The sequence below is a fragment of the Bacillus sp. FSL R7-0672 genome (assembly GCF_038601465.1).
GTDB classification, from domain to species: domain Bacteria; phylum Bacillota; class Bacilli; order Bacillales; family Bacillaceae; genus Bacillus; species Bacillus pumilus.
Genome location: NZ_CP152010.1, coordinates 607,903 through 628,816, shown reverse-complemented (window position 1 = coordinate 628,816; position 20,914 = coordinate 607,903). Strand labels below are relative to the sequence as shown.

Genomic DNA, 20,914 nt, shown 5'->3' with positions numbered 1-20,914 from the left:
TACTAAACTCGTAAAGCAAGGAGGTGCACGGTTGTCCTATCAAGAACATGAAAAAACGATTCAAGAAACATTAAATTATATTGAACAGCATCTGAAAGATGATTTACCGCTTCAAACTCTAGCGAAACACGCTGGTTATTCTAGGTTTCACTTTCACCGTATGTTCAAAAAAGTGATTAAGAAATCAGTGGTTGATTATATACGGGAACGACGGATGACCCAAGCGGCAAAGGATTTAATTCATACGGATCAACGGGCGATTGACATCGCATTGCAGTATCGATTTAGTTCACAGGAATCCTTCACTAGAGCCTTTAAGAAGATATATGACATGTCACCCGCACGTTATCGGAAATTATTAAGAAATGTGATTAATGAGGAGGAAACAAATATGGCTGATCATCAGAACACACCTACTGGCTGGATTATGACGGGGGATACCCCAACTGACTATGAAACAGGTTTGGATAACAGAATTGTACACAGTGGGACTAACTCCGCTTATTTAAAATCAAAAAATGAAAAAGCTGGAGGTTTCGCAACATTGATGCAACAAATTAAGTCTGATCGTTATCGAGGGGAACGTCTTCAATTTTCTGCTTTTGTCAAAAGCGAAGATGTGAAAGGCTCAGCTGGTTTATGGATGAGGATTGACCATTCTTCAGGTGAAGTTCTTGCGTTTGACAACATGATGAACCGTCCCATTACAGGAACAAATGGATGGAATCATTTTAGTGTAGTACTAGATGTTCCAGTAAAAAGTGAAGTCATTGCGTTTGGCATATTACTACAAGGTCCAGGTCAAATTTGGATGGACGAACTTAGTTTTAAAATTGTAGATGAAAGTGTGCCAGTGACAGAACAAAATACTGTGGATCATTTAGAGGATGAACCAGTGAATTTAAATTTTGAGGGCTAGCAGACTGAATTTAAGAGGAGGTTAATTGTCATGAAAAAAATTGGTGCAATTTTATTGTTCGCTTTGAATTCACTCACCTTTATTTGTGGCCTTGGATTTTTATTTGGTGACGAGGATAACACATTAAAACAGAAGTGAAATGAAGATAAGCACCCATAGGACAAAAAAAATCAATTGAAAAAGATATCCCTACCACTATCTCTTTTTTGTCATCTTGGTATAATAGAAAAAATCAGAAAAATTAGAATGCGATGATAAGGAATAGTACTTGCCGAAATGTTTTCAGAAAGTTGCTGGTTGATGAGAAGCAATAACAAAAAGGCAGGGAACTCACCTTAGAGTAGCCTTAGTGAAATGAAAAGGATTGATGTAGTTAAGGACGGCACCCCACCGTTATATGGGAAGGATATAAGATATAACAATCTGTATCCGAATAAGGGCATGATAATGTATGGTTATCATGAAACAGGGGTGGTACCGCGTAAGAAGAAGTCTTTCGTCTCCAAGTTAAATCTTGGAGATGATAGGCTTTTTTTATATTCCAATTACAGGAGGAATCGATAATGTTTAACCACAAAAAATACGAAAAGAAATACTTTTTGCCACCGAACCTTACTTATGATTGGGTGAAGAACGAAACATTAGAAAGTGCTCCGATATGGTGCAGCGTGGACTTACGGGATGGAAATCAAGCATTACCTATTCCTATGAACTTAGAAGAAAAATTGGAAATGTTTCAGTTACTAGTAGAGATAGGTTTTAAAGAAATTGAAATCGCATTTCCAGCTGCTTCCGATACGGAGTTTAGGCTATTACGGACACTGATTGATCATCATATGATTCCAGACGATGTAACGATTATGGTGATCACGCAAGCGAGAGAGCATATTATACGCCGAACCTTCGAAGCCATTAAGGGGGTACCGAAAGCGATTGTTCATTTATATAATTCGACTTCAGAAGCGCAGCGCAGACAAGTATTTAAGAAAACAAAAGATGAAATTAAACAAATGGCAATTGATGGAGCTATTTTAGTAAAAGAACTGGCCGAAAAAACAGAAAGCGATATTTATTTTCAATATAGTCCTGAAAGCTTTCCAGGAACAGAAGTGGATTATGCGTTAGATATTTGTAAGAGTGTTTTAGATATTTGGAAACCGACACCAAATCATAAAGCGATCATCAATATTCCGACAACAGTTGAATATTCAATGCCTCATATCTTTGCAAGTCAGATTGAGTATATACACAAAAATCTGTCTTACCGAGACAGTGTGACATTATCTGTTCATCCTCATAATGACCGTGGCTCTGGGGTGAGTGATGCAGAATTTGGTGTGCTAGCTGGCGCAGAAAGAGTCGAAGGTACATTATTTGGTATCGGTGAACGTACAGGGAACGTAGACTTGATTACCTTGGCGATGAATATGTATTCACAAGGTTATAATCCAAAATTGAATTTCAATAACCTAGAAGCTATTCGTAAAAAATATGAAAAACTAACCAAAATTACTGTTCATGAAAGACAGCCATATTCTGGCGAGATGGTTTTCACCGCATTCTCTGGGTCACATCAAGATGCTATATCTAAAGGTATGAAATATAGAAAGGAAAATCATGTTGATAAATGGGACGTTCCGTATATCCCAGTAGATCCAGTTGACTTGGGGAGGAATTATCAAACGGATGTGATTCGAATCAATAGCCAGTCTGGAAAAGGCGGCATAGGCTATATACTAGAAACAAATTATGGCATTCAACTTCCTTATCAAATGAATGAAGCCATGGGATATGAAGCGAAGAAAGTATCTGATCAGACAAATAGGGAATTGTCTGTCGAAGAAATATATCATGTATTTGAAAAGCAGTATGTTGATTTTCACCCTCATTTCCAGGTGCTTGATTATCAATTTCATAAAGGAGAGAAGCAGGAAGTCACCTTAACTTTGCTGAGAGATCATCAACAAATTGAAATACAAGGAACTGGCACTGGAAGTTTAGATGCAATCAGTCATGCGTTAAAAGCTTACTTTAATCTCGAGTATGTTTTGGAAGTCTATGAACAGAATTCTTTGGGCAAGGATTCTCAAGCAAAAGCCTGTGCACAGATTGGTATTTCATATCAAGGAAAAATGCATTGGGGTGCTGGAATAGATAAAGATATTATAGAAGCAACAGTGAAGGCCCTTGTGGTTGCAGTAAATAAGCTAGAGGTTTGGATGTAGATGGAAAAAGATAAACTTGAAAAACATGAAGCGATGCAATATTTAAGAGAATATAACGAGCAAGAAATCTTTTATCAACAATACCAACAGAAAAGGCATGACAATCAATCATTGCAATTATTTTTGAAGGATTATGATCAAAACAATTTAATGCATAAGCAAATATATATAGAAGAATTTTTGCTTAAAGGGCAGAACGAATTTGAAAAAGAGGATACCATGTGGTTAGGTCAGGAGAAAGATATCGAAGTGAGAAAGTATAGCCGTTTTATGCCTCCATTGTCGGCTATCCATGATTTCTTTGAGATGATCTATGTTCTGGAAAATGAGATGTATTTAGAAGTGGAAGATAAAAAAATGACTTTAAAATCAGGAGATATTGCCTTTATTCCACCTGATACAATACACAAGCCAATTGTCATGGAGAATACAATCGCAATCCAAATCATGATCCGTAAAAGTACTTTTCAAAAAGTGTTTTTTAAAATGTTAAAAGGCAATCATGTCATTTCAGAGTTCTTTTTGAATGCATTGTATATAAAAGAAAATAAAAATATTCTTATTTTCCATAGTCGCTTGGATAAAAATTTGCTAGACTGCTCTCTTCAACTATTTACAGAAAATCACAATCGGTTTCCTAGTTACCAATTGATTATGAATAATTTGTTTGAGATATTATTATGTCTCTTATTAAGATTCAAACCAAGTCATATGAACGTAAATCAGGTCAAACAATATAGTGATATACGTATGATTCAAATGCTCCAATATATTCAGCAATGTTGTGAGCATATCACAATCCAGGAGATGGCAGAGGAATTTAACCTTTCACAATCTTATCTGTCAAAATATATAGCTCGTAAACTTGGCAAATCATTTAGTGAGATTCGACAAGAAATAAGATTGGAAAAAGCCTGCAAAATGCTCACAGGTAGCAATTTACAAGTAGATGATATTGCGGCAGCCGTTGGTTATCAAAATGTAGAGCATTTCATTCGTTTATTTAAGAGAAAGAATCACCTAACACCACAACAATATCGTTTAAATAATAAAGTCGAGCAAACTTCAAATCAATACTAATAAAAAGGAGAAATCATCATGTCAATCAAAAAAGTAAAAGATTATTTTAAACAATATGATATGGATACTCGAATTCAAGAATTTTCAGTATCTAGTGCAACCGTAGACTTGGCTGCTTCTGCATTGGGCTGCGAACCTGAAAGAATCGCAAAAACACTCTCCTTTCTAGTAAATGGGCAAGCTATTTTAGTTGTGACCTCTGGCGATGCAAAAGTTGACAACAAAAAATTCAAGGAATATTTTAAAACAAAAGCTAAAATGCTTTCTCCTCATGAGGTCGTTGACTTGGTCGGTCATGAAATTGGCGGAGTATGTCCTTTTGCTATAAAGAATGGCATTTCTGTTTATTTAGATATTTCACTAAAACGTTTTGAGACAGTCTATCCAGCCTGCGGGAGCAGAAACAGTGCTATTGAACTAACAATCAAACAATTAGAAAAATACTCCGGTTATTCACAATGGATTGATGTGGGTAAGGGATGGAATGATTCATTAACGCATTAAAACGGAAGGAAAAATAAAGTGGGATTCAAAGATTTAATAATAAGCATAACGATAATCCAAGAGCTAGACGCAAATAACACAGAGCCAATCATTTGAGTTTGATATATCACTCATCTTATCAGCTCTTTTTTTAAATAAAGTTTATTCATTTTTTATAGTTTTCGCTTCTTTGATACCATTAGCTAAAGCTTCATAAGCAGTAGTAGCTCTGGATCATCTCCTTTAAGGAGACAAAGCAAAACTATGATACCTCCCACAAAAATCAATTTACCTGTGGACTATTTAGGAAAGCAGAAACAAAAAGTGCAATTAAAAATAAAAAAGAGCTAAAAACCTTGATACATAAAGGTTTCTAGCTCTATTACAACTATTCCCATTCAATCGCAGCAGATGAAAGGGTGTTTTTCAGCATTATTCACCTTTATTAATGAGTGCCTTTTTAATCTCTTTTTAAATTCTATTTTATTCATTCTTACTAAATCTATTTTAAATTTGGTTATTATACTTTAACAACTTAATCAAATTATCACCAATTAAAGTATGTGCTTCCCAATTTAAATTAGTCTTAGCTCTTTTTATTGCATTATAAAATGGCTCCGTTGCTTCTTTAACAGATACAAATACTACAATTGCCTTTTCACCAAAATAAGTAAACGGTCTAAAAACTTGATACGTAATGTCTTCTTTTACCTTACCCTTTATCTCTCTTCCTGACTTAAAAGGCATACATAAATAATAAGTGTCAAAACTTTCTTTTACCCTTATCGGTAATTCCATATCTGAAATTTCAAAAACACCATGTGGTTTAACACTTTCCTTATCAATTATAGACCTGTCAATGTTAATTATTGTATTGCCTATCTTGCTTCTAAGCTCATTATCATCCCAATTTTCAACTTTTATTCTATCATCTTCATTGATAATAACATTACTAATCTCTTTGTAACCATTGAAATAATTGGCCAATTCAAACCAGTGCTTTTCATTAAATTTCTCAAACACTGGGATACTTATGTCAGTTATGTAAGTGTCTTGTTCTAAAAATAGCCACTTTACACAGTTTCTTAATAATATAATTTGTTCTATTGGCCTCAATTTATCAAAATTGAATTCATACATTCTACTAAAATCATTTTTAAATTGTGCTTTAAAGTTTTTACTATCAATATTAGAAAAACTTAAAAATGCCCAATTTTTTTTACTAACATTATTATATTCTTTAAAATCTTCAATATTTATTCGATTATAATCATATTCTTTATTTTTCCAAATTTTATATCTCTTGACTTCATTTTCAAGAAATAACCCTAATTGATAATCGGATTCTAATCTGTCTTTTATTGATTGTTTTTTAAAAAATTTATTTATAATTTCATTAGCTTCTTCAATAATTTTCTCCGCTTCACTAAAGTATGTCTTATTATCACTTTCCAAATATTCCATTATTGCTTGATGATAATTTAGTAAAGTATAAAATGCAGGAATAAATAGTTCAGTTTCATCAATATCTTTTTGCACTAATTTCTGCATTGCTCTTAATAAACCACTTTTTCCCCTACTAAAAAAATATTCATCTTCAGAACTCCCCGTAACTTCATCATTTAAAATTTGTAATCTCATAATATTTATATCTAAATTCACCTTAAAAGTAGCTTTTGATATTTCTTCCGCATCTGATTTTTCAAATTTTTTCGGTAAATAATAAAAACTCGAATAGTAAAATATTCTCTCTCCTGTATACAGGATATTATTAAATTTGATAAAAAGTCTTTTTATTAATGCTTTTTCATAAGCTTTAAATTCAAAACTATTAATTATATCCAGTAATAAAAAGGAATATTCACTTAATATTTTGAGGTCATATGAGGATAAATTACTTTTATTTAACATTGATACATATTTGGTTAAAGTCTTTTGAAATGATTGTATAAAAAAACTTTTCATTATAACACCTCTATCATCATTTCTTTTAATAAAATCTCTCTCTTTTCATTTATTGCTTTATTATACTCTTCTTCCGTTAAACAAATACAGTCAATGACATTATCTATTTTATCTTGAAAAATTTTTTTAGCTATTTCTTTTCTTTTAATTATTGAAACACTAATAAAATCACTAGAAATAATCAAGAGGTCAATATCAGATTCTATCTGGTATTCCCCTCTTGCATAAGAACCTCTTAGGTATGCTTTTTGACATTGTATGTAATTATTATCCATTAAGATGCATTTTAAATTATATATTAATTCCAACCATTAGCCCTCTATCCTCTTTAATGTATAAGTCATCATTTTCTTTGTATGTATGGTTTTATACAATTATATCACGTTCAAACTCTCTGAACGCTAACGTAACACACAATATTTTAATCTTCCAGTTAGTGTATCTTCTACAATGCCCGTATTTAATACATGTACCTTTACACCTTATACTTGAAGAACAGTTGAAAACCTTGCGTACCCGTATTTCATTGTTATATCCTCGCTTTTCACTACTGATTAATTGCTCAATGTTTTTACGCCATATAAAACCTTATATCAAGATCATAAAATAGTACAATAACTAAAGAATTTGCACTTTAAGTCGTATTGTAACAATATCATTGAATTAGGGATATAATTTTTTAAGGCAGTTCTTATTAGGATATATTTATTATGTTAAGAAATTCACTTCGACAACGTGTCTCGAACAAAATCAGGGTTTCACTAACTCATTTAAATACAGCGATTAATTGAGGTTTCGGACATTTTGACTTGTATTGGACCTTCTCTAATATTTTCGTTACCACAACACAATAAAAAGCGTTCCTGCTTATTACAGAAACGCACCCGTCACTTTATGTATTTCTGTTAAATATGCAAGACGCATTATTTTACTTAACTTCGGTAAATCTTTATTTGCCCATTAACCAATCCACCAGCAATTAATACATCGATATTCCTTACTGGTGCATTACCAAGTAAATAACCGTGGGTTTCGTAACCAACGATATCTCCATTTGCTGCTGCAAATACACACAGTCCACTTCCAGTTATTCTTTGAGCGCCGGAATAATATCCGATTGTGTAATCTAAAGAAAATGTTCCATCGAGACCCCAAGCGCTACGACCCACGAAAAGCCCCTCATTTCCTCCCCAGTCCCCATCATTGCCATATCTAACAAAGCTTTTATAGCCACTATTAATCCCATTTATACGCAATAGTAATCTTCTGTCAGCTCCGTTAGACGCTATTTCACCAGTTACTAGAACTTTAATAAATCCACTTTGATCTTCATTGGCAAGGTCACAAACACAATTCACTACATCAGTTCTCGAGAATTGATTGTCAAATACAAGTTTCATTTATAACATATCCCTCCATATATTTTTTATGGTGCAGGATTTATTGTTTACATTAATTCTTTTTTTATGCTTGTATCAGTCTAAAACTGTCCTAGGCCAGAGAAAATGACAAGCTAAAAATCTTAAATCATTCTGAAAAAATTTGTATCAATCTATTCTCATATTCTAATAAAAAAGAAAAAGTAGTTATCTCTAGCAAAGGAGACGTTTGTGAAGCTTGTTTTCAAAGTAATTAGTGAAACTAAAAAAGAATAGCTGTTCAAAATCAAGAAATAGATTTAGCCCATCAAAGCTAACCAAAATTTTAGAAAGAGTTAATCAACTAAACAGCCCAAGTACCTTCTAACACAAACGAGAACTTTCCATAGGGGATTTAAGGAATATCACCATTGGTTATAAAATCACTTTGCATTTTATCAAATAAGTTACCTACCCTTGAAATTACTCAGAAGATGAGGTTTTTATCTTTAGTATTTATGACTGTCATGCGACTGCTCCCTTCAAGTATCAACTATTTCCATTCGAATAACTGATTTGATTTAAAAATGCTATTTATTTATAATTTATATCTGACACCAAATCTTTCATATGTTTCTATTTTGATTTTTTCTTTTATTTTAGATAGGACTGGTAGAATACATTGTTCTGAGCAATATTTATGGTTAGATTCATAATCTGGACCATAAATTCTCCACCAACTTTTATCACTTTTACTCGACATTTTTTTTCCACACTTAATACAAGTAAACCCCCAATCCTTTTTTAAATTCTTTCTAAAAAGTGTCTCTAATACTCTAGGTCCATATGACTGAGAATAATTCCACAGGTCATTTTCAGCATTATATTTTCTAATGTTATTAATTTCAACATCACTTAAATTTATATATGCCTTGGTCATGCCTTCGATTATCACTGTTGCAGATTCTGAACTAATTTCGTAACCATGGTTATCTAGGACTCGAATTTTCCCACTATCTTCTTCATACTCAAAAGAAAACGAAATATATTTTGTATCCTCTATAAATTTTTTTATTATATTTTTATCCATAATTCTCCTTCTCGTCATATTCAACAATTATACATATAGGTCAACGATTATTACAATAGATTATCACCTCTCAATAAGTTTGTCTTGCCTTTATAACTTCCTACGACTTACTTTATGCAAATAATTATGTTTGAATATTCGTTCAATTCAGGAGACTGTACAATCGCCCAATCTCCAATATGCTATCTTCTTAAAGTTTTAGTTGCATTTGAGTATCATGTGCCCTAACAATCTGCTTAAGCTGTACACATCAATTCCAATCCTAACTGTTGCTTAGAACCTTTCCCATGAATCAGAATTTTTTTCACTGATTCAGTTTAAAATCTTCAAGTAGTTCTACAATTTTTGTCATAGAAAAAGACCCTCTTTTTTTCACAAACAATGTAATAAAAGAGAGTCTCATTTTGAAATTTTGCGGGTGAACGGCTATCCTAACTAAATACAAGCTGTTCAACCCATTGATACAACTGGTTTTAAAGCATTTTTTATCATTCGTTTTTTGGAAGTCTATTCCCACTCAATCGTAGCAGGCGGCTTACTCGTAATATCATACACCACGCGGTTCACATGCTTCACTTCATTCACGATACGAGTTGAGATCTTTTCAAGTACATCCCAAGGGATTCTTGCCCAGTCACTCGTCATCCCATCAATCGAAGTAACAGCACGGATGCCGATTGTGTAGTCGTATGTTCTTGCGTCACCCATAACACCTACGCTGCGGATGTCTGGGAGAACCGTGAAGTATTGCCAGATGTCGCGCTCAAGGCCGAAGTTGGCAATTTCTTCGCGTAGAATCGCATCCGATTCACGGACGATTTCTAGTTTTTCTTCAGAAATTTCACCTAGTACACGGATACCTAGTCCTGGACCTGGGAAAGGCTGTCTCCAGACGATGTCGTCAGGAATGCCTAGCTCTGAACCTAGGGCACGGACTTCATCTTTGAATAGCGTATTCAAAGGCTCAATCAATTCGAACTGCATGTCTTCTGGAAGACCGCCTACGTTGTGGTGAGATTTGATTGTTTGTGCCGTTGCTGTTCCGCTCTCAATGATATCTGTGTAAAGTGTTCCTTGTGCTAAGTAGTCGATTCCTTTTAGCTTGTCCGATTCATCATCGAATACATAGATGAATTCGTTACCGATGATTTTACGTTTTTGCTCAGGATCAGACACACCTTTTAGCTTGTTTAAGAAACGATCTTTCGCATCTACTTTAATCACGTTCATGTTGAAACCTTCGCTAAATGTCTTCATAACCCCTTCTGCTTCGCCTTTGCGAAGAAGACCGTGGTCAACGAAAATACATGTCAGCTGATCGCCGATGGCTTTGTGGATCAATACCGCCACAACAGATGAATCTACACCGCCGCTTAGTGCGCACAATACTTGTTTGTCGCCTACTGTTTCACGGATTTTCTGCATTTCGATTTCAATGAAGTTCTCCATTGACCATTTGCCATCGCAGTCACACACGCCGAAGACAAAGTTTTTCAATAGGTCATTTCCGTACTCAGAGTGACGAACCTCTGGGTGGAACTGAACACCATAGAAATTCTTCTCAGCTAAGCTCATCGCTGAGTTTGGACAATGTGCACTTGTTGCATCAACTGTAAAGCCTTCTGGTACTTCAACAACAAGGTCACCATGGCTCATCCATACGACTTGATCAGTCGGAAGGTCTTTAAATAAAGCAGGCGTTCCATTAATGTGGATATCTGCTTTTCCGTATTCACGCTGGCTTGCCGCTTCTACTTTCCCGCCTAAATAATGAGTCATAAGCTGCATGCCATAGCAAATGCCTAGAACCGGAATATCTAGATCAAAAATCTTTTCATCACAGCGGAAAGATCCTTCATCATAAACACTGTTTGGTCCGCCAGAAAGGATGATTCCTTTAGGCGCCATTTCTTTAATTTCTTCAGCAGTTAAAGTGTGCGGATGAAGCTCACTGTACACACCAAATTCACGAATACGGCGTGTGATCAGCTGATTGTACTGACTGCCGAAATCTAGAACCAAAATCATTTCATTTACTAAATTTGTCATGGTGTCACCTCTATGTCCAATATAGTTTTTATAAACGCACAGAAAAAATGAGAGGAGAAAACCTGCTCTCAGTGTGAATCACGCTTTTGAAGCGCCCAGACTCACATCCGAACGCTTCAATTTCATGTATTTTAGAAGGTTTTAATATTCACCTATTCTAACAACAGGAAGGTACGCGGTCAAGACTATCTCCTGTTTATTAAATTTTCCCATAACTTTGCCGATTGCCGCCAAAGCACCGACGCATCCTCTCGTCGATAGAATGCCCGCTCATAGAGCTGCGTCAGATCTGACATGCGATGATCTCCTTCGTTGTCATCGATCAAAGAAGCAAATTCTCTTAGCGTCATGCCAGGTTTTTTCTCAATTCCCCTGCGCTTCAGCTGCTTTAATAGAGCAGCATACGCATAGAAGAATGCTTCCTCCTCTGGCAGACGTTTCACCTTTCTCACAATAAAGAATGGTAGCCATCTTTCTCTGAATCGATAAAGAAGCAAGCTTATCAATCCTAGAAGGACCATAGCTCCTATCGCGAAACCCAAGATTGAACCAACATGTACCATATTAGGCTTCGCTTGCGCTGTTTGTTTCTTTGGTTCAGCCGGCTGCGCTGTCTCCTGCTGCTGTGGCTGTTCTGCCTGCTGATCTTCGCTTGCATCGGAGCTAGACTGATCTTCTTCCTTTTGATCATCATCTGTCTGATCGCTAGAAACAGCTTCATTCGTAAATGTCTCTGGGTTCGTAAATCCTTTTGTCGGTTCGAAGGTCACCCAGCCTCTGTTTGGAAAATACACCTCTACCCATGAATGCGCATTGTTATTGGTCACTTCATACACATTGTTTCCATCCATCTGTGTTTCATATAATTGACCTGACGTGTACCCTTTCACCCATCTCGCCGGAATCCCGATCGAACGGAGCATCACAATCATAGAGGATGAAAAATTATCACAGTAGCCGATCATCGTATCAAACAAAAATTGATCCACATAATCTTCATTACGACTAGGCACAGCGACATTTTGCGTTTCATATGAAAACTTCGCTGACCCTAAGTAGTCCTCAATCGCTTTAGCCTTATCGTACATATTATCCTTCGTTTCCGTTAAGCTGTTTGCCAATGTTTTCACTCGCTCTGGCAATGAGGAAGGAAGCTGCAAGTATTCACGGCCAACCTCCTGATTGACCTTTTGCTTTGTCGGTACTTTAATGCTCTGCAAATCCTCAAGAATAAATGTAGGCGATAAGAAGCTGACTTGGTAGTTCCCTAAATTTTTCGGCGAATTTTGAATGGATGGGACAATTTTCTCCGTTTTCCCCATCATTTGCAGCGGAATGTTTTCCATTGGCATCAGCATGATCGTCCCAATCGGATAGACGGCATGATTAAATCGATAGTTTGATTCCATATCGACTCTCGTTTCGTGCACCTCTGTTTTTACACGCTCGGTAAACCAACGATTCCGCACACTGTTCTCTTTTAGCCGCGTAGGCTTCGTATCATTTGAGGCATCCTCCCAGCCCTTTCCGGTATAGATACTTTTTGTTTCAACACGAAAGTAAGACGGCTCCTTTCCGCTCCATTTAAAGACCGGTGTGCGGTCCTCACTAAACGGTCCGCCAAGCGACGAATCATCTGTACTATATCCCACCTTATTCTGTCCGGCAGAGCCATCTTGATTCGTCACCGCCTTAAAAAATGGGACAGGATCAGGCCATTTCGGATCAGACTTTGGTAAAGAAGCGCCAAGTGTCGCTGACAGAAGAACGAGCGCCAGCATGGGCAAAAACCACTTTAGGCGCGCCTTCTGCGTCACCCGAATGCCTTCAGCCGAACGCAGTCGATCGAAATACAGCAACCCAAGCAAACAAAAACCAAACACCATAATACGAACGATCGCAAAGGTCGCATCATATGGCGTAAACGTATCCAGAATGGTGACATACACAATCGTCATGAGTAAAAAGAAAAAGATACGCTGCTGATAGACCACCCAATAATGAAGCAAGTAGACAAGCAGCCATAACAAAATATAAAACAATAATGTGCGGAAGGAGGGGTACATGTCACTCCACATGCCTGTGCTCATCAAGGTGATATTATCTTTAATATCACCTAATAATGCAGCCGGATAGCTTGGCTCTGCTTGATAAAAGATCAAATATAAAGCGAGCAAAATCAAGCCAGTACAAATAGGAAACGTCACATACCATTTCAAACGAAAGAATGTAAACAAACAGGTAAGCCCTATAAAAATGATGAAATAAGACGTATGACTCGTCTCTGTAAAATCTTGAAGCGGTCGAAGCCACTCCCAAAGCAGCAGAAATGCTACAGCATAATAGATGAACAACTCAAAACGGCTTTGCCGCTGATGCGTATGCAGCATAAATGTTTGTCACCTCACAGTTCTGTCGTGCAGCCGGTCTTCAAATAAAACGGTCGTGCGTATTCCAGATGCCTTGAGCCGGTCTACAAGCTGTTTTTCTTTTGTCGTCAATCGATACACGGCTCTCTTCACTAAAAGAACAGTGATGTTCTTTCTGTTTCGATTTCCAAAGAGACTCGCAGCAAGCTCTTCCTGCAGCTGACCCGTGACGACATATTTTCCAGAATGCTGATACTCACTTGCTGCTAACGCCTTATACTCTTGTACGCGAGAAGGTTGATGCTGCACTCTTGTTAAATAATAAAGCATGTCCTGTAAATGAAGTTCTCCTTGATCCACTCGAAAGGTATGCTGATCTCCTAGAGGTACAAGACCTGAAGGCAACCCTTTTTTCACTGCCGATTGTAGAACAGACGCTGCAATAGACACGACGGTCTCAAAAACCGCTTCGTCGGTAAAATCAGCAAACACGACAAGATCCTTTGTTTGATTCTGTTCAAATTCCTTCGTCATCAGCTGACCCCTTCTAGCCGTCGTCTTCCAGTCCACCCAAGCAAAACGGTCGCCTTGCTGATATTCCCTTACGCCTGTTGTCACATGGGTCGGTTCATTTAACCACGAGTGAACCGCTTTGCCTCCATTTTCATTCAATGACTCAGCAGACTCCACCTGAAGATCGAGCATTTTCGGATAAACAAGCAGCTTTTTTTCTAACGGAATGATGACTTCTTTCTCCACAAAACCAAACATATCACCCGTTTTGATTCGAACTGCTGACAAATGATGTTCCCCGCGCATGACATCATTCAATTGATAGGAAAAACGCCACGTTTTCCGAAACCAAGGAAACAGCATTTGCTTCATCTCAATTTGTTCCTTTAAATGAAAGGTGTCTGGTGGATCATCCTCAATCAAGACGTAAACGTATGGAAATAGATTTGTCCGCTTAATTTCAAGGTCAACAGGCAGCACGTCTCTCGCCTTCAAGCGGGTTTGTTGTAAAGTCCTTTTCGCTGTCACTCTCAGCGGAACGAGCGCAAACAGCAAAGCATACAAAGCATATGGTAAAAATGCATAAAAAAGGAACCAGCTCACAAACCCTCCCTGAAACATGGCATAACAAAAGACTGCCGCAGTGAGGATGATGAGCATCATCACCCGTAACCATAATGAAAAAGCGAAACGATGACCTAATTTCATTGAGTCATCGACTTTTGAACTGGCACGCCAATTTGCTCAAGCATTTGTCGCAGCAGTGTCTCCGCCTTCTTCCCTTCATACGTCGCTTCTGAAGTCAAAATCATACGATGTGGTAATGTATATGGCGCTAAATACTGTACATCATCAGGAATCACATAATCTCGCCTGTTCAATAGTGCATACGCCTGAGCCGCTTTCATGAGGGCGATCGATCCCCTTGGACTCACACCTAAATAAACAGATGGATGCTGCCGCGTCGCTTGTGCAATTTCAACAATATATTCTTTAATGGATACATCCACATGAATGGTCTGAACCGCTTGCTGCAACGCATGGATATGATCCTTTGTCATGACTGCTTGGAGCGTATCAATCGGGGACTGCTTTTCCTGCAAGTTGAGTACCTCCAGCTCCTCCAGCATGGTCGGATACCCCATTTGCAGCTTGAATAAAAACCGGTCCATTTGTGCTTCTGGCAGTGGATAGGTCCCTTCATATTCAACTGGATTCTGCGTAGCCATGACGAAAAAAGGATCAGCAAGCAGCATTGTTTCTCCGTCCACTGTAACACTGCCTTCCTCCATCGCTTCAAGCAATGCCGACTGTGTTTTGGGAGAGGTCCGGTTGATCTCATCAGCCAAAATAATCTGCCCCATAATCGGTCCTTGTCTAAATTCAAATTCATTTGTCTTTTTATTATAAATCGACACGCCTGTTACATCTGAAGGCAAAAGGTCAGGAGTAAATTGGATTCGCTTAAACTCACAGCCAATGGATTTTGCCAAAGCACGAACCATCATCGTCTTCCCAACACCAGGCACATCCTCTAGCAGCACATGCCCCTTCGCCAAAATCGCAACAAGGCTTAATATCGCAATGTCTTTTTTCCCAACCATGACTTTATTGATGTTATCTACGATTTTTTGTAAATCTGAATGCATCGGTTCATCAAATGCCATCCTGATCCTCCTATCACGTTTCCGTTAAATTTCATATAGTCTAACTTTACCATACAACGTGCAATAGCATAAAACATCAACACGTAGAAAAAAAGAAGCCTTCTCACGATGGAAAAGACTTCTTCTCTTCTTTTGGCTCACCTGCTGGCTCCATATGAACATGAGAGTGTAAAATATCATGTTCCTTCTTCATTCTACGTTCGATCTCATCTGCAATATCATGGCTTTCTGCAATGTTCAAGTGCGGCTCGACCTCCACTACTACATCCACATGGACCGTACTTCCGAGATACCGTGCCTTAATATCTTTCAAATCGCCCACCCCAGGTGTTGCTTCAATGGTCTCTTTATATTTGGACATATCTTTTATATGAAAACCGTCCGTTAACGAATGAGAAGCATCTCTGAAAATCTCCCACGCCGTTTTACAAATAATGAGGCCAATCACAAACGCTGCAAGCGTATCAATCCATGCCAGTTGAAATTGAGAGGCGATAATCCCTACAAATGTTCCGATACTCACATACGCATCTGATTTATTATCAGCTGCTGCTGCATGAAGAGCTTGGCTATTGATCCGTTTGGACAGATTGCGGTTGTAAATATACACACCATACATCACCACAGCACTTCCTGCTGCCGTCCAAGCTGCGATCATATCAGGCGTTTGATGCTCAGATGAGAAGAGCGACTGGCCTGCACTCAGCAGAACCTGAAGTCCAACAAGCATCATAATAAAGGACGCCACAAGAGACGCAATATTCTCTGCTCTAAAATGACCGTATGGATGATCTTCATCAGGCGGCTTTTGAGAAATACGCAACCCAATCAACACTGCAAGGGATGCAATAATATCCGTCGTATTATTCAATCCATCTGCCGAAAGAGCCTCTGAATGAAACGTATACCCAATTAGAAGTTTCACCGCAGATAAGATCACATAGGCAATGATGCTGACCCAAGCACCTGTTTCACCTTGTCTTAATTCGTTATAGCGCTCCATGTCGAACCGCGCCTCCTCACACATCACTTTTCTATTATTTATCTTACAAAGCAAAGCCCGTGTGGGTCTACAGCAACATGATTCGCTTGTGTCAGCAAAATAGGATACATAGAAATGTGTTGACCTAAGTAAACTTATTTTTATAAGGTCAATTGACCTCAAGACCTACTCCCACCAACCTTTTTCCAATTCACTCTGTGATGATCGTATTGGCAATATCACTCTTTCTGGTAAATTATCAGAATAATTTTATTTTGAGACACAACTTCTCCCATCCGATCTTATGCTATTTTTAAGAATGAACAGAGGAAAAAGAGGGAACATAATCTCTCAAATCCTTTATACTTTTTAACATCATGTTAAGAGGTTTGAAATGTCAGTTTGATAACCTGTCCAATGCTGAATGACAATTCAGTATGATAAAATTTAAAATATTCTAAAAACAAATTCTCTATGAAGAGAAATGTTTGGAGGTAAAGACATGTCCAACATGACAAACGGTCTTCAAAAAAATCTTAAAACAAGACATATTTCAATGATCTCCATTGCTGGGGTTATTGGCGCAGGGCTATTTGTTGGTAGCGGCGCTGTCATTCATTCTGCAGGACCTGGATCCATTCTTTCCTATTCTTTTGCCGGACTTCTCGTGATCTTTATTATGAGAATGCTTGGAGAAATGGCATGCGCCTATCCGACAAGCGGTTCCTTCTCACAGTATGCGAGCGATGCCATCGGTCCATGGGCCGGTTTTACAATTGGCTGGCTTTATTGGTTCTTCTGGGTGATTGTCATCGCCATCGAAGCCATTGCTGGTGCTGCCATTATTCAGTATTGGTATGGAGATGCACCTGTTTGGCTCACAAGTCTTATCCTCACTATCCTCTTAACATTAACAAATATCTTTTCTGTTAAATCTTTTGGCGAATTTGAATATTGGTTCTCATTAATAAAAGTCGTCAGCATTATTCTCTTTCTACTCATCGGTTTTGCATTTATCTTTGGTTTTGGTGGTCATCATACTGTAGGTCTTGCCAATTTAACGGGGAACGGCGGTTTCCTTCCAAATGGATTCAGCTCTGTTTTACTCGGAATTGTCGTCGTCATCTTTTCCTTCATGGGAACCGAGATTGTGGCAATAGCTGCCGGAGAATCAGCAGACCCGGTCAAGTCTGTGACAACAGCTACACGTTCTGTTGTATGGCGTATTATCATATTCTACGTCGGTTCCATCGCTGTCGTTGTGACCTTGCTTCCATGGAATTCAGCGAATATTTTAACAAGCCCGTTCGTTGCGGTATTAGAATACATCGGCGTTCCATCAGCTGCTCAAGTGATGAACGTCATTGTTTTAACAGCCGTTCTATCTTGCTTAAACTCCGGATTGTACACAACGTCCAGAATGCTTTATTCATTGGCTGAAAGAGGTGAAGCACCGAAACGCTTTATGAAAATCAGCAAACGTGGTGTTCCTGTAGCGGCTACAGTCGCAGGCACCTTCTTTTCCTACATTGCCGTCATGATGAACTACTTTTATCCTGAAACCATCTTTTTGTTCTTAGTCAACGCATCCGGCGCCATTGCCCTTCTTGTCTATTTGGTCATTGCTGTTTCACAATTAAGAATGCGCCGTAAAATCGAAAAAGAAAATCCAGAACAGCTCAAAATCAAAATGTGGCTGTTCCCATATCTCACGTACTTTACCATTTTGATCATTTGCGCCATCTTGGTATCGATGCTGTTTATCGAATCAATGAGACCGCAGCTCATTTTGACGAGTATCATTACCTTCGGTGTGCTTGCCGCTTATTTCATCTTTAAACCGAATAAAAAAGTGCCTGCAAATGCAGCGCTTGAAAATAAACATCCGTAAAGTTCCCGCTGAAAAGCGGGTTTTTTATTTTATTCACCTATTTTGATGTCCGCACTTATACTGTATCAAATTGGATTTTAAGTGAGGATTAGATAACATGAACCTAGAAAAATTTGTTGACGAGCTGCCAATTCCAGAAATTGCGGAGCCCGTCAAAAAGAACCCAAAACAAACGTATTATGAAATCGCTATGGAGGAGGTATTTCTAAAAGTTCATAGAGACCTGCCCCCAACCAAGCTATGGACCTATAATGGCAGTTTGCCTGGTCCAACCATTCATGCGAATCGAAATGAAAAAGTCAAAGTGAAATGGATGAACAAATTGCCACTTAAGCATTTTCTACCGGTCGATCACACCATTCACGAAGGCCATCATGATGAACCAGAAGTCAAAACCGTCGTTCATTTACATGGCGGCGTCACACCAGCAAGCAGTGACGGCTATCCAGAGGCTTGGTTTTCACGAGACTTTGAAGCAACCGGCCCCTTCTTTGAACGAGAGGTGTACGAATACCCAAATCATCAGCAAGCCTGCACATTGTGGTATCACGATCATGCGATGGCATTGACACGATTAAATGTGTACGCCGGATTAGCTGGATTTTATTTGATTTCAGATGCGTTTGAAAAATCACTAGAATTACCGAAGGGTGAGTATGATATTCCGCTAATGATCATGGACCGTACGTTTCAGGAGGATGGCGCACTGTTTTATCCAAGCAGACCAAACAACACGCCAGAAGACAGTGACATACCAGATCCGTCCATCGTGCCCTTCTTTTGCGGAGAAACCATTTTGGTCAATGGAAAAGTATGGCCGTATTTAGAAGTAGAGCCGCGAAAATACCGTTTTCGTATTTTAAATGCGTCCAATACAAGAACTTACGAGCTGCATCTAGACAACGATGCGACGATTTTGCAAATTGGATCTGATGGCGGCTTTTTGCCAAGACCTGTTCACCATCAATCCTTTAGCATTGCTCCTGCTGAGCGATTTGATGTCATCATCGATTTTTCAGCTTACGAAAACAAAACGATCATCCTAAAAAATAAAGCTGGCTGCGGACAGGAAGTGAATCCTGAAACAGATGCCAACATCATGCAATTTAAAGTCACACGGCCGCTAAAAGGTAGAGCACCTAAAACATTACGGCCTATCTTCAAACCGCTCCCACCACTTCGACCTAGTCGAGCTGATAAAGAGCGTACGCTCACTCTTACCGGTACACAGGATAAATACGGTCGCCCCATTTTATTGCTCGATAACCATTTTTGGAATGACCCTGTCACGGAAAATCCTCGGCTTGGCAGTGTAGAGGTTTGGTCCATCGTCAATCCAACAAGGGTCACACATCCTATTCATTTACACCTTGTTCAATTCAGAGTGATAGACAGAAGACCATTTGATACAGAGGTCTATCAATCGACAGGGGACATTGTGTATACAGGACCAAACGAAGCACCTCCTTTACATGAACAAGGCTACAAGGACACCATTCAAGCGCATGCCGGTGAAGTCATTCGGATCATCGCTCGCTTTGTTCCATACAGCGGCAGGTATGTGTGGCATTGTCATATATTAGAGCACGAGGATTATGACATGATGCGGCCGATGGATATTATTTAGTAACATGAAACCGATCTCCCGTCACATGCGTAAACACATGTATTGAGTACATCATTGGGAAGGGCTAACAGACAGCGATATATTAGCCCTTTCCTTCCTTTTCATTGAATCATTCTAAAATAAAACAATGCATGACTTGAAATGACATTTATTTGTACATTCAACACTTAAAAATTTGGAGCAGCAAACCGATAATACTACTATATACCCATTGCATCTATCAAAAGGCACATAAGCCACAATGAACGAACAAATGGAAAATTGCGATAAAAAACGGAGGAGTTCAATTTGAATGAAGAAAAAGAGACTTGCCAGATCACACAAGAAACAGCGGCAGGTAACATAGAGAAGCTTTCAATTCAGGAAAACGAGAGCATTCTGTCAAATATTGAACAGCTAACAATTGAACTCGGTGAACAAAAAGAATTCAACCACTTCATTTTAGATGAAAAACAAAAGGCCATTAGCACATTATCTGCCCTCATCACAAAAGGCGATAATGATGAAGAATTAAAGACTCATTTTGAACAAGCATTACATATCGGACTTTCTGTCATAGAGATCATGGAGATTATTAAGCACTGTACAAAAGTTGCTGGATTCCCTCACTCCATTAATGCCCTGTTTATCTTTCAAAACTTATTAGACAATAACACCAAATAAATCAGAGAAAACGAGAAGCATCTGTCCTCTCGT

Annotated in this window: 16 protein-coding genes, 1 pseudogene and 1 other annotated feature; of the genes and pseudogenes, 7 read left to right on the top strand and 10 right to left on the bottom strand. The window is 38.2% G+C overall.

The window, feature by feature from the left end:
- Positions 1 to 31 precede the first annotated feature (31 nt).
- The 4 genes from MKY18_RS03125 (at position 32) to MKY18_RS03110 (ending at position 4,728) form a co-directional block, all read left to right on the top strand.
- A complete protein-coding gene (locus tag MKY18_RS03125; protein WP_340909214.1) occupies positions 32 to 919 on the top strand; it encodes an AraC family transcriptional regulator in 888 nt (295 codons plus the stop codon).
- 242 nt (positions 920 to 1,161) lie between these two features.
- Positions 1,162 to 1,426 (top strand) — a binding site (T-box leader).
- Positions 1,427 to 1,482: 56 nt separating this feature from the next.
- Positions 1,483 to 3,144, top strand: coding sequence for a 2-isopropylmalate synthase (locus MKY18_RS03120; protein WP_342497721.1), 1,662 nt, complete (start codon positions 1,483 to 1,485; stop codon positions 3,142 to 3,144).
- Positions 3,145 to 4,224: an AraC family transcriptional regulator gene (locus MKY18_RS03115; protein ID WP_340909212.1), complete on the top strand. Its 1,080-nt coding sequence runs from the start codon at positions 3,145 to 3,147 to the stop codon at positions 4,222 to 4,224.
- An 18-nt stretch (positions 4,225 to 4,242) separates the two neighbouring features.
- Complete coding sequence (locus MKY18_RS03110) at positions 4,243 to 4,728, top strand: YbaK/EbsC family protein (RefSeq protein WP_065099129.1); 486 nt, start codon at positions 4,243 to 4,245, stop codon at positions 4,726 to 4,728.
- A 486-nt stretch (positions 4,729 to 5,214) separates the two neighbouring features.
- Here MKY18_RS03110 and MKY18_RS03105 read toward each other — a convergent pair whose 3' ends face one another.
- The 10 genes and pseudogenes from MKY18_RS03105 to MKY18_RS03060 form a co-directional block, all read right to left on the bottom strand.
- A complete protein-coding gene (locus tag MKY18_RS03105) occupies positions 5,215 to 6,672 on the bottom strand; it encodes a hypothetical protein (RefSeq protein ID WP_342497720.1) in 1,458 nt (485 codons plus the stop codon).
- Positions 6,672 to 6,980 (bottom strand): nucleotidyltransferase domain-containing protein, encoded by a 309-nt coding sequence (locus MKY18_RS03100; protein ID WP_342497719.1) that lies wholly within the window; start codon positions 6,978 to 6,980, stop codon positions 6,672 to 6,674. Before MKY18_RS03100 ends, MKY18_RS03105 begins: the two co-directional genes overlap by 1 nt.
- 61 nt (positions 6,981 to 7,041) lie before the next feature.
- A pseudogene (locus MKY18_RS03095) lies at positions 7,042 to 7,154 on the bottom strand (recombinase family protein); the annotation flags it as partial.
- A gap of 450 nt (positions 7,155 to 7,604) precedes the next feature.
- A complete protein-coding gene (locus tag MKY18_RS03090) occupies positions 7,605 to 8,072 on the bottom strand; it encodes a hypothetical protein (protein ID WP_342497718.1) in 468 nt (155 codons plus the stop codon).
- Between the two features lie 556 nt (positions 8,073 to 8,628).
- Positions 8,629 to 9,120, bottom strand: coding sequence for a hypothetical protein (locus MKY18_RS03085; RefSeq protein WP_340960406.1), 492 nt, complete (start codon positions 9,118 to 9,120; stop codon positions 8,629 to 8,631).
- A 507-nt stretch (positions 9,121 to 9,627) separates the two neighbouring features.
- Positions 9,628 to 11,169, bottom strand: coding sequence for a glutamine-hydrolyzing GMP synthase (guaA, locus tag MKY18_RS03080; RefSeq protein ID WP_012009093.1), 1,542 nt, complete (start codon positions 11,167 to 11,169; stop codon positions 9,628 to 9,630).
- Between the two features lie 185 nt (positions 11,170 to 11,354).
- Complete coding sequence (locus tag MKY18_RS03075) at positions 11,355 to 13,559, bottom strand: transglutaminaseTgpA domain-containing protein (RefSeq protein ID WP_342497717.1); 2,205 nt, start codon at positions 13,557 to 13,559, stop codon at positions 11,355 to 11,357.
- A 9-nt stretch (positions 13,560 to 13,568) separates the two neighbouring features.
- Positions 13,569 to 14,759, bottom strand: a complete 1,191-nt coding sequence (locus tag MKY18_RS03070) for a DUF58 domain-containing protein (RefSeq protein ID WP_342497716.1) — start codon at positions 14,757 to 14,759, stop codon at positions 13,569 to 13,571.
- Complete coding sequence (locus tag MKY18_RS03065) at positions 14,756 to 15,718, bottom strand: MoxR family ATPase (protein WP_106029983.1); 963 nt, start codon at positions 15,716 to 15,718, stop codon at positions 14,756 to 14,758. Before MKY18_RS03065 ends, MKY18_RS03070 begins: the two co-directional genes overlap by 4 nt.
- 103 nt (positions 15,719 to 15,821) lie before the next feature.
- Positions 15,822 to 16,721, bottom strand: coding sequence for a cation diffusion facilitator family transporter (locus tag MKY18_RS03060; RefSeq protein ID WP_044141457.1), 900 nt, complete (start codon positions 16,719 to 16,721; stop codon positions 15,822 to 15,824).
- Between the two features lie 481 nt (positions 16,722 to 17,202).
- Between MKY18_RS03060 and gabP the strand changes: the two genes are divergently transcribed.
- The 3 genes from gabP to MKY18_RS03045 all read left to right on the top strand — a co-directional run bounded on the left by gabP (position 17,203) and on the right by MKY18_RS03045 (position 20,881).
- On the top strand, positions 17,203 to 18,591 hold the full coding sequence (gabP, locus tag MKY18_RS03055) for a GABA permease (protein WP_065099126.1): 1,389 nt from the start codon (positions 17,203 to 17,205) through the stop codon (positions 18,589 to 18,591).
- 97 nt (positions 18,592 to 18,688) lie between these two features.
- Positions 18,689 to 20,218, top strand: coding sequence for a multicopper oxidase family protein (locus tag MKY18_RS03050; protein ID WP_065099125.1), 1,530 nt, complete (start codon positions 18,689 to 18,691; stop codon positions 20,216 to 20,218).
- Between the two features lie 288 nt (positions 20,219 to 20,506).
- Entirely contained in the window at positions 20,507 to 20,881 is a 375-nt protein-coding gene (locus MKY18_RS03045; RefSeq protein WP_065099124.1) for a carboxymuconolactone decarboxylase family protein, read from the top strand.
- Positions 20,882 to 20,914 lie beyond the last annotated feature (33 nt).

Excerpts from the sequence above, each read along its gene's own strand:
- MKY18_RS03110 (WP_065099129.1), top strand. The coding sequence starts at position 4,243 with ATGTCAATCAAAAAAGTAAAAGATTATTTTAAACAATATGATATGGAT.
- MKY18_RS03050 (WP_065099125.1), top strand. The coding sequence starts at position 18,689 with ATGAACCTAGAAAAATTTGTTGACGAGCTGCCAATTCCAGAAATTGCG.
- MKY18_RS03120 (WP_342497721.1), top strand. The coding sequence starts at position 1,483 with ATGTTTAACCACAAAAAATACGAAAAGAAATACTTTTTGCCACCGAAC.
- MKY18_RS03090 (WP_342497718.1), bottom strand. The coding sequence starts at position 8,072 with ATGAAACTTGTATTTGACAATCAATTCTCGAGAACTGATGTAGTGAAT.
- gabP (WP_065099126.1), top strand. The coding sequence starts at position 17,203 with ATGTCCAACATGACAAACGGTCTTCAAAAAAATCTTAAAACAAGACAT.
- MKY18_RS03115 (WP_340909212.1), top strand. The coding sequence starts at position 3,145 with ATGGAAAAAGATAAACTTGAAAAACATGAAGCGATGCAATATTTAAGA.
- MKY18_RS03065 (WP_106029983.1), bottom strand. The coding sequence starts at position 15,718 with ATGGCATTTGATGAACCGATGCATTCAGATTTACAAAAAATCGTAGAT.
- MKY18_RS03105 (WP_342497720.1), bottom strand. The coding sequence starts at position 6,672 with ATGAAAAGTTTTTTTATACAATCATTTCAAAAGACTTTAACCAAATAT.
- MKY18_RS03085 (WP_340960406.1), bottom strand. The coding sequence starts at position 9,120 with ATGGATAAAAATATAATAAAAAAATTTATAGAGGATACAAAATATATT.
- MKY18_RS03075 (WP_342497717.1), bottom strand. The coding sequence starts at position 13,559 with ATGCTGCATACGCATCAGCGGCAAAGCCGTTTTGAGTTGTTCATCTAT.
- MKY18_RS03060 (WP_044141457.1), bottom strand. The coding sequence starts at position 16,721 with ATGGAGCGCTATAACGAATTAAGACAAGGTGAAACAGGTGCTTGGGTC.
- MKY18_RS03070 (WP_342497716.1), bottom strand. The coding sequence starts at position 14,759 with ATGAAATTAGGTCATCGTTTCGCTTTTTCATTATGGTTACGGGTGATG.
- guaA (WP_012009093.1), bottom strand. The coding sequence starts at position 11,169 with ATGACAAATTTAGTAAATGAAATGATTTTGGTTCTAGATTTCGGCAGT.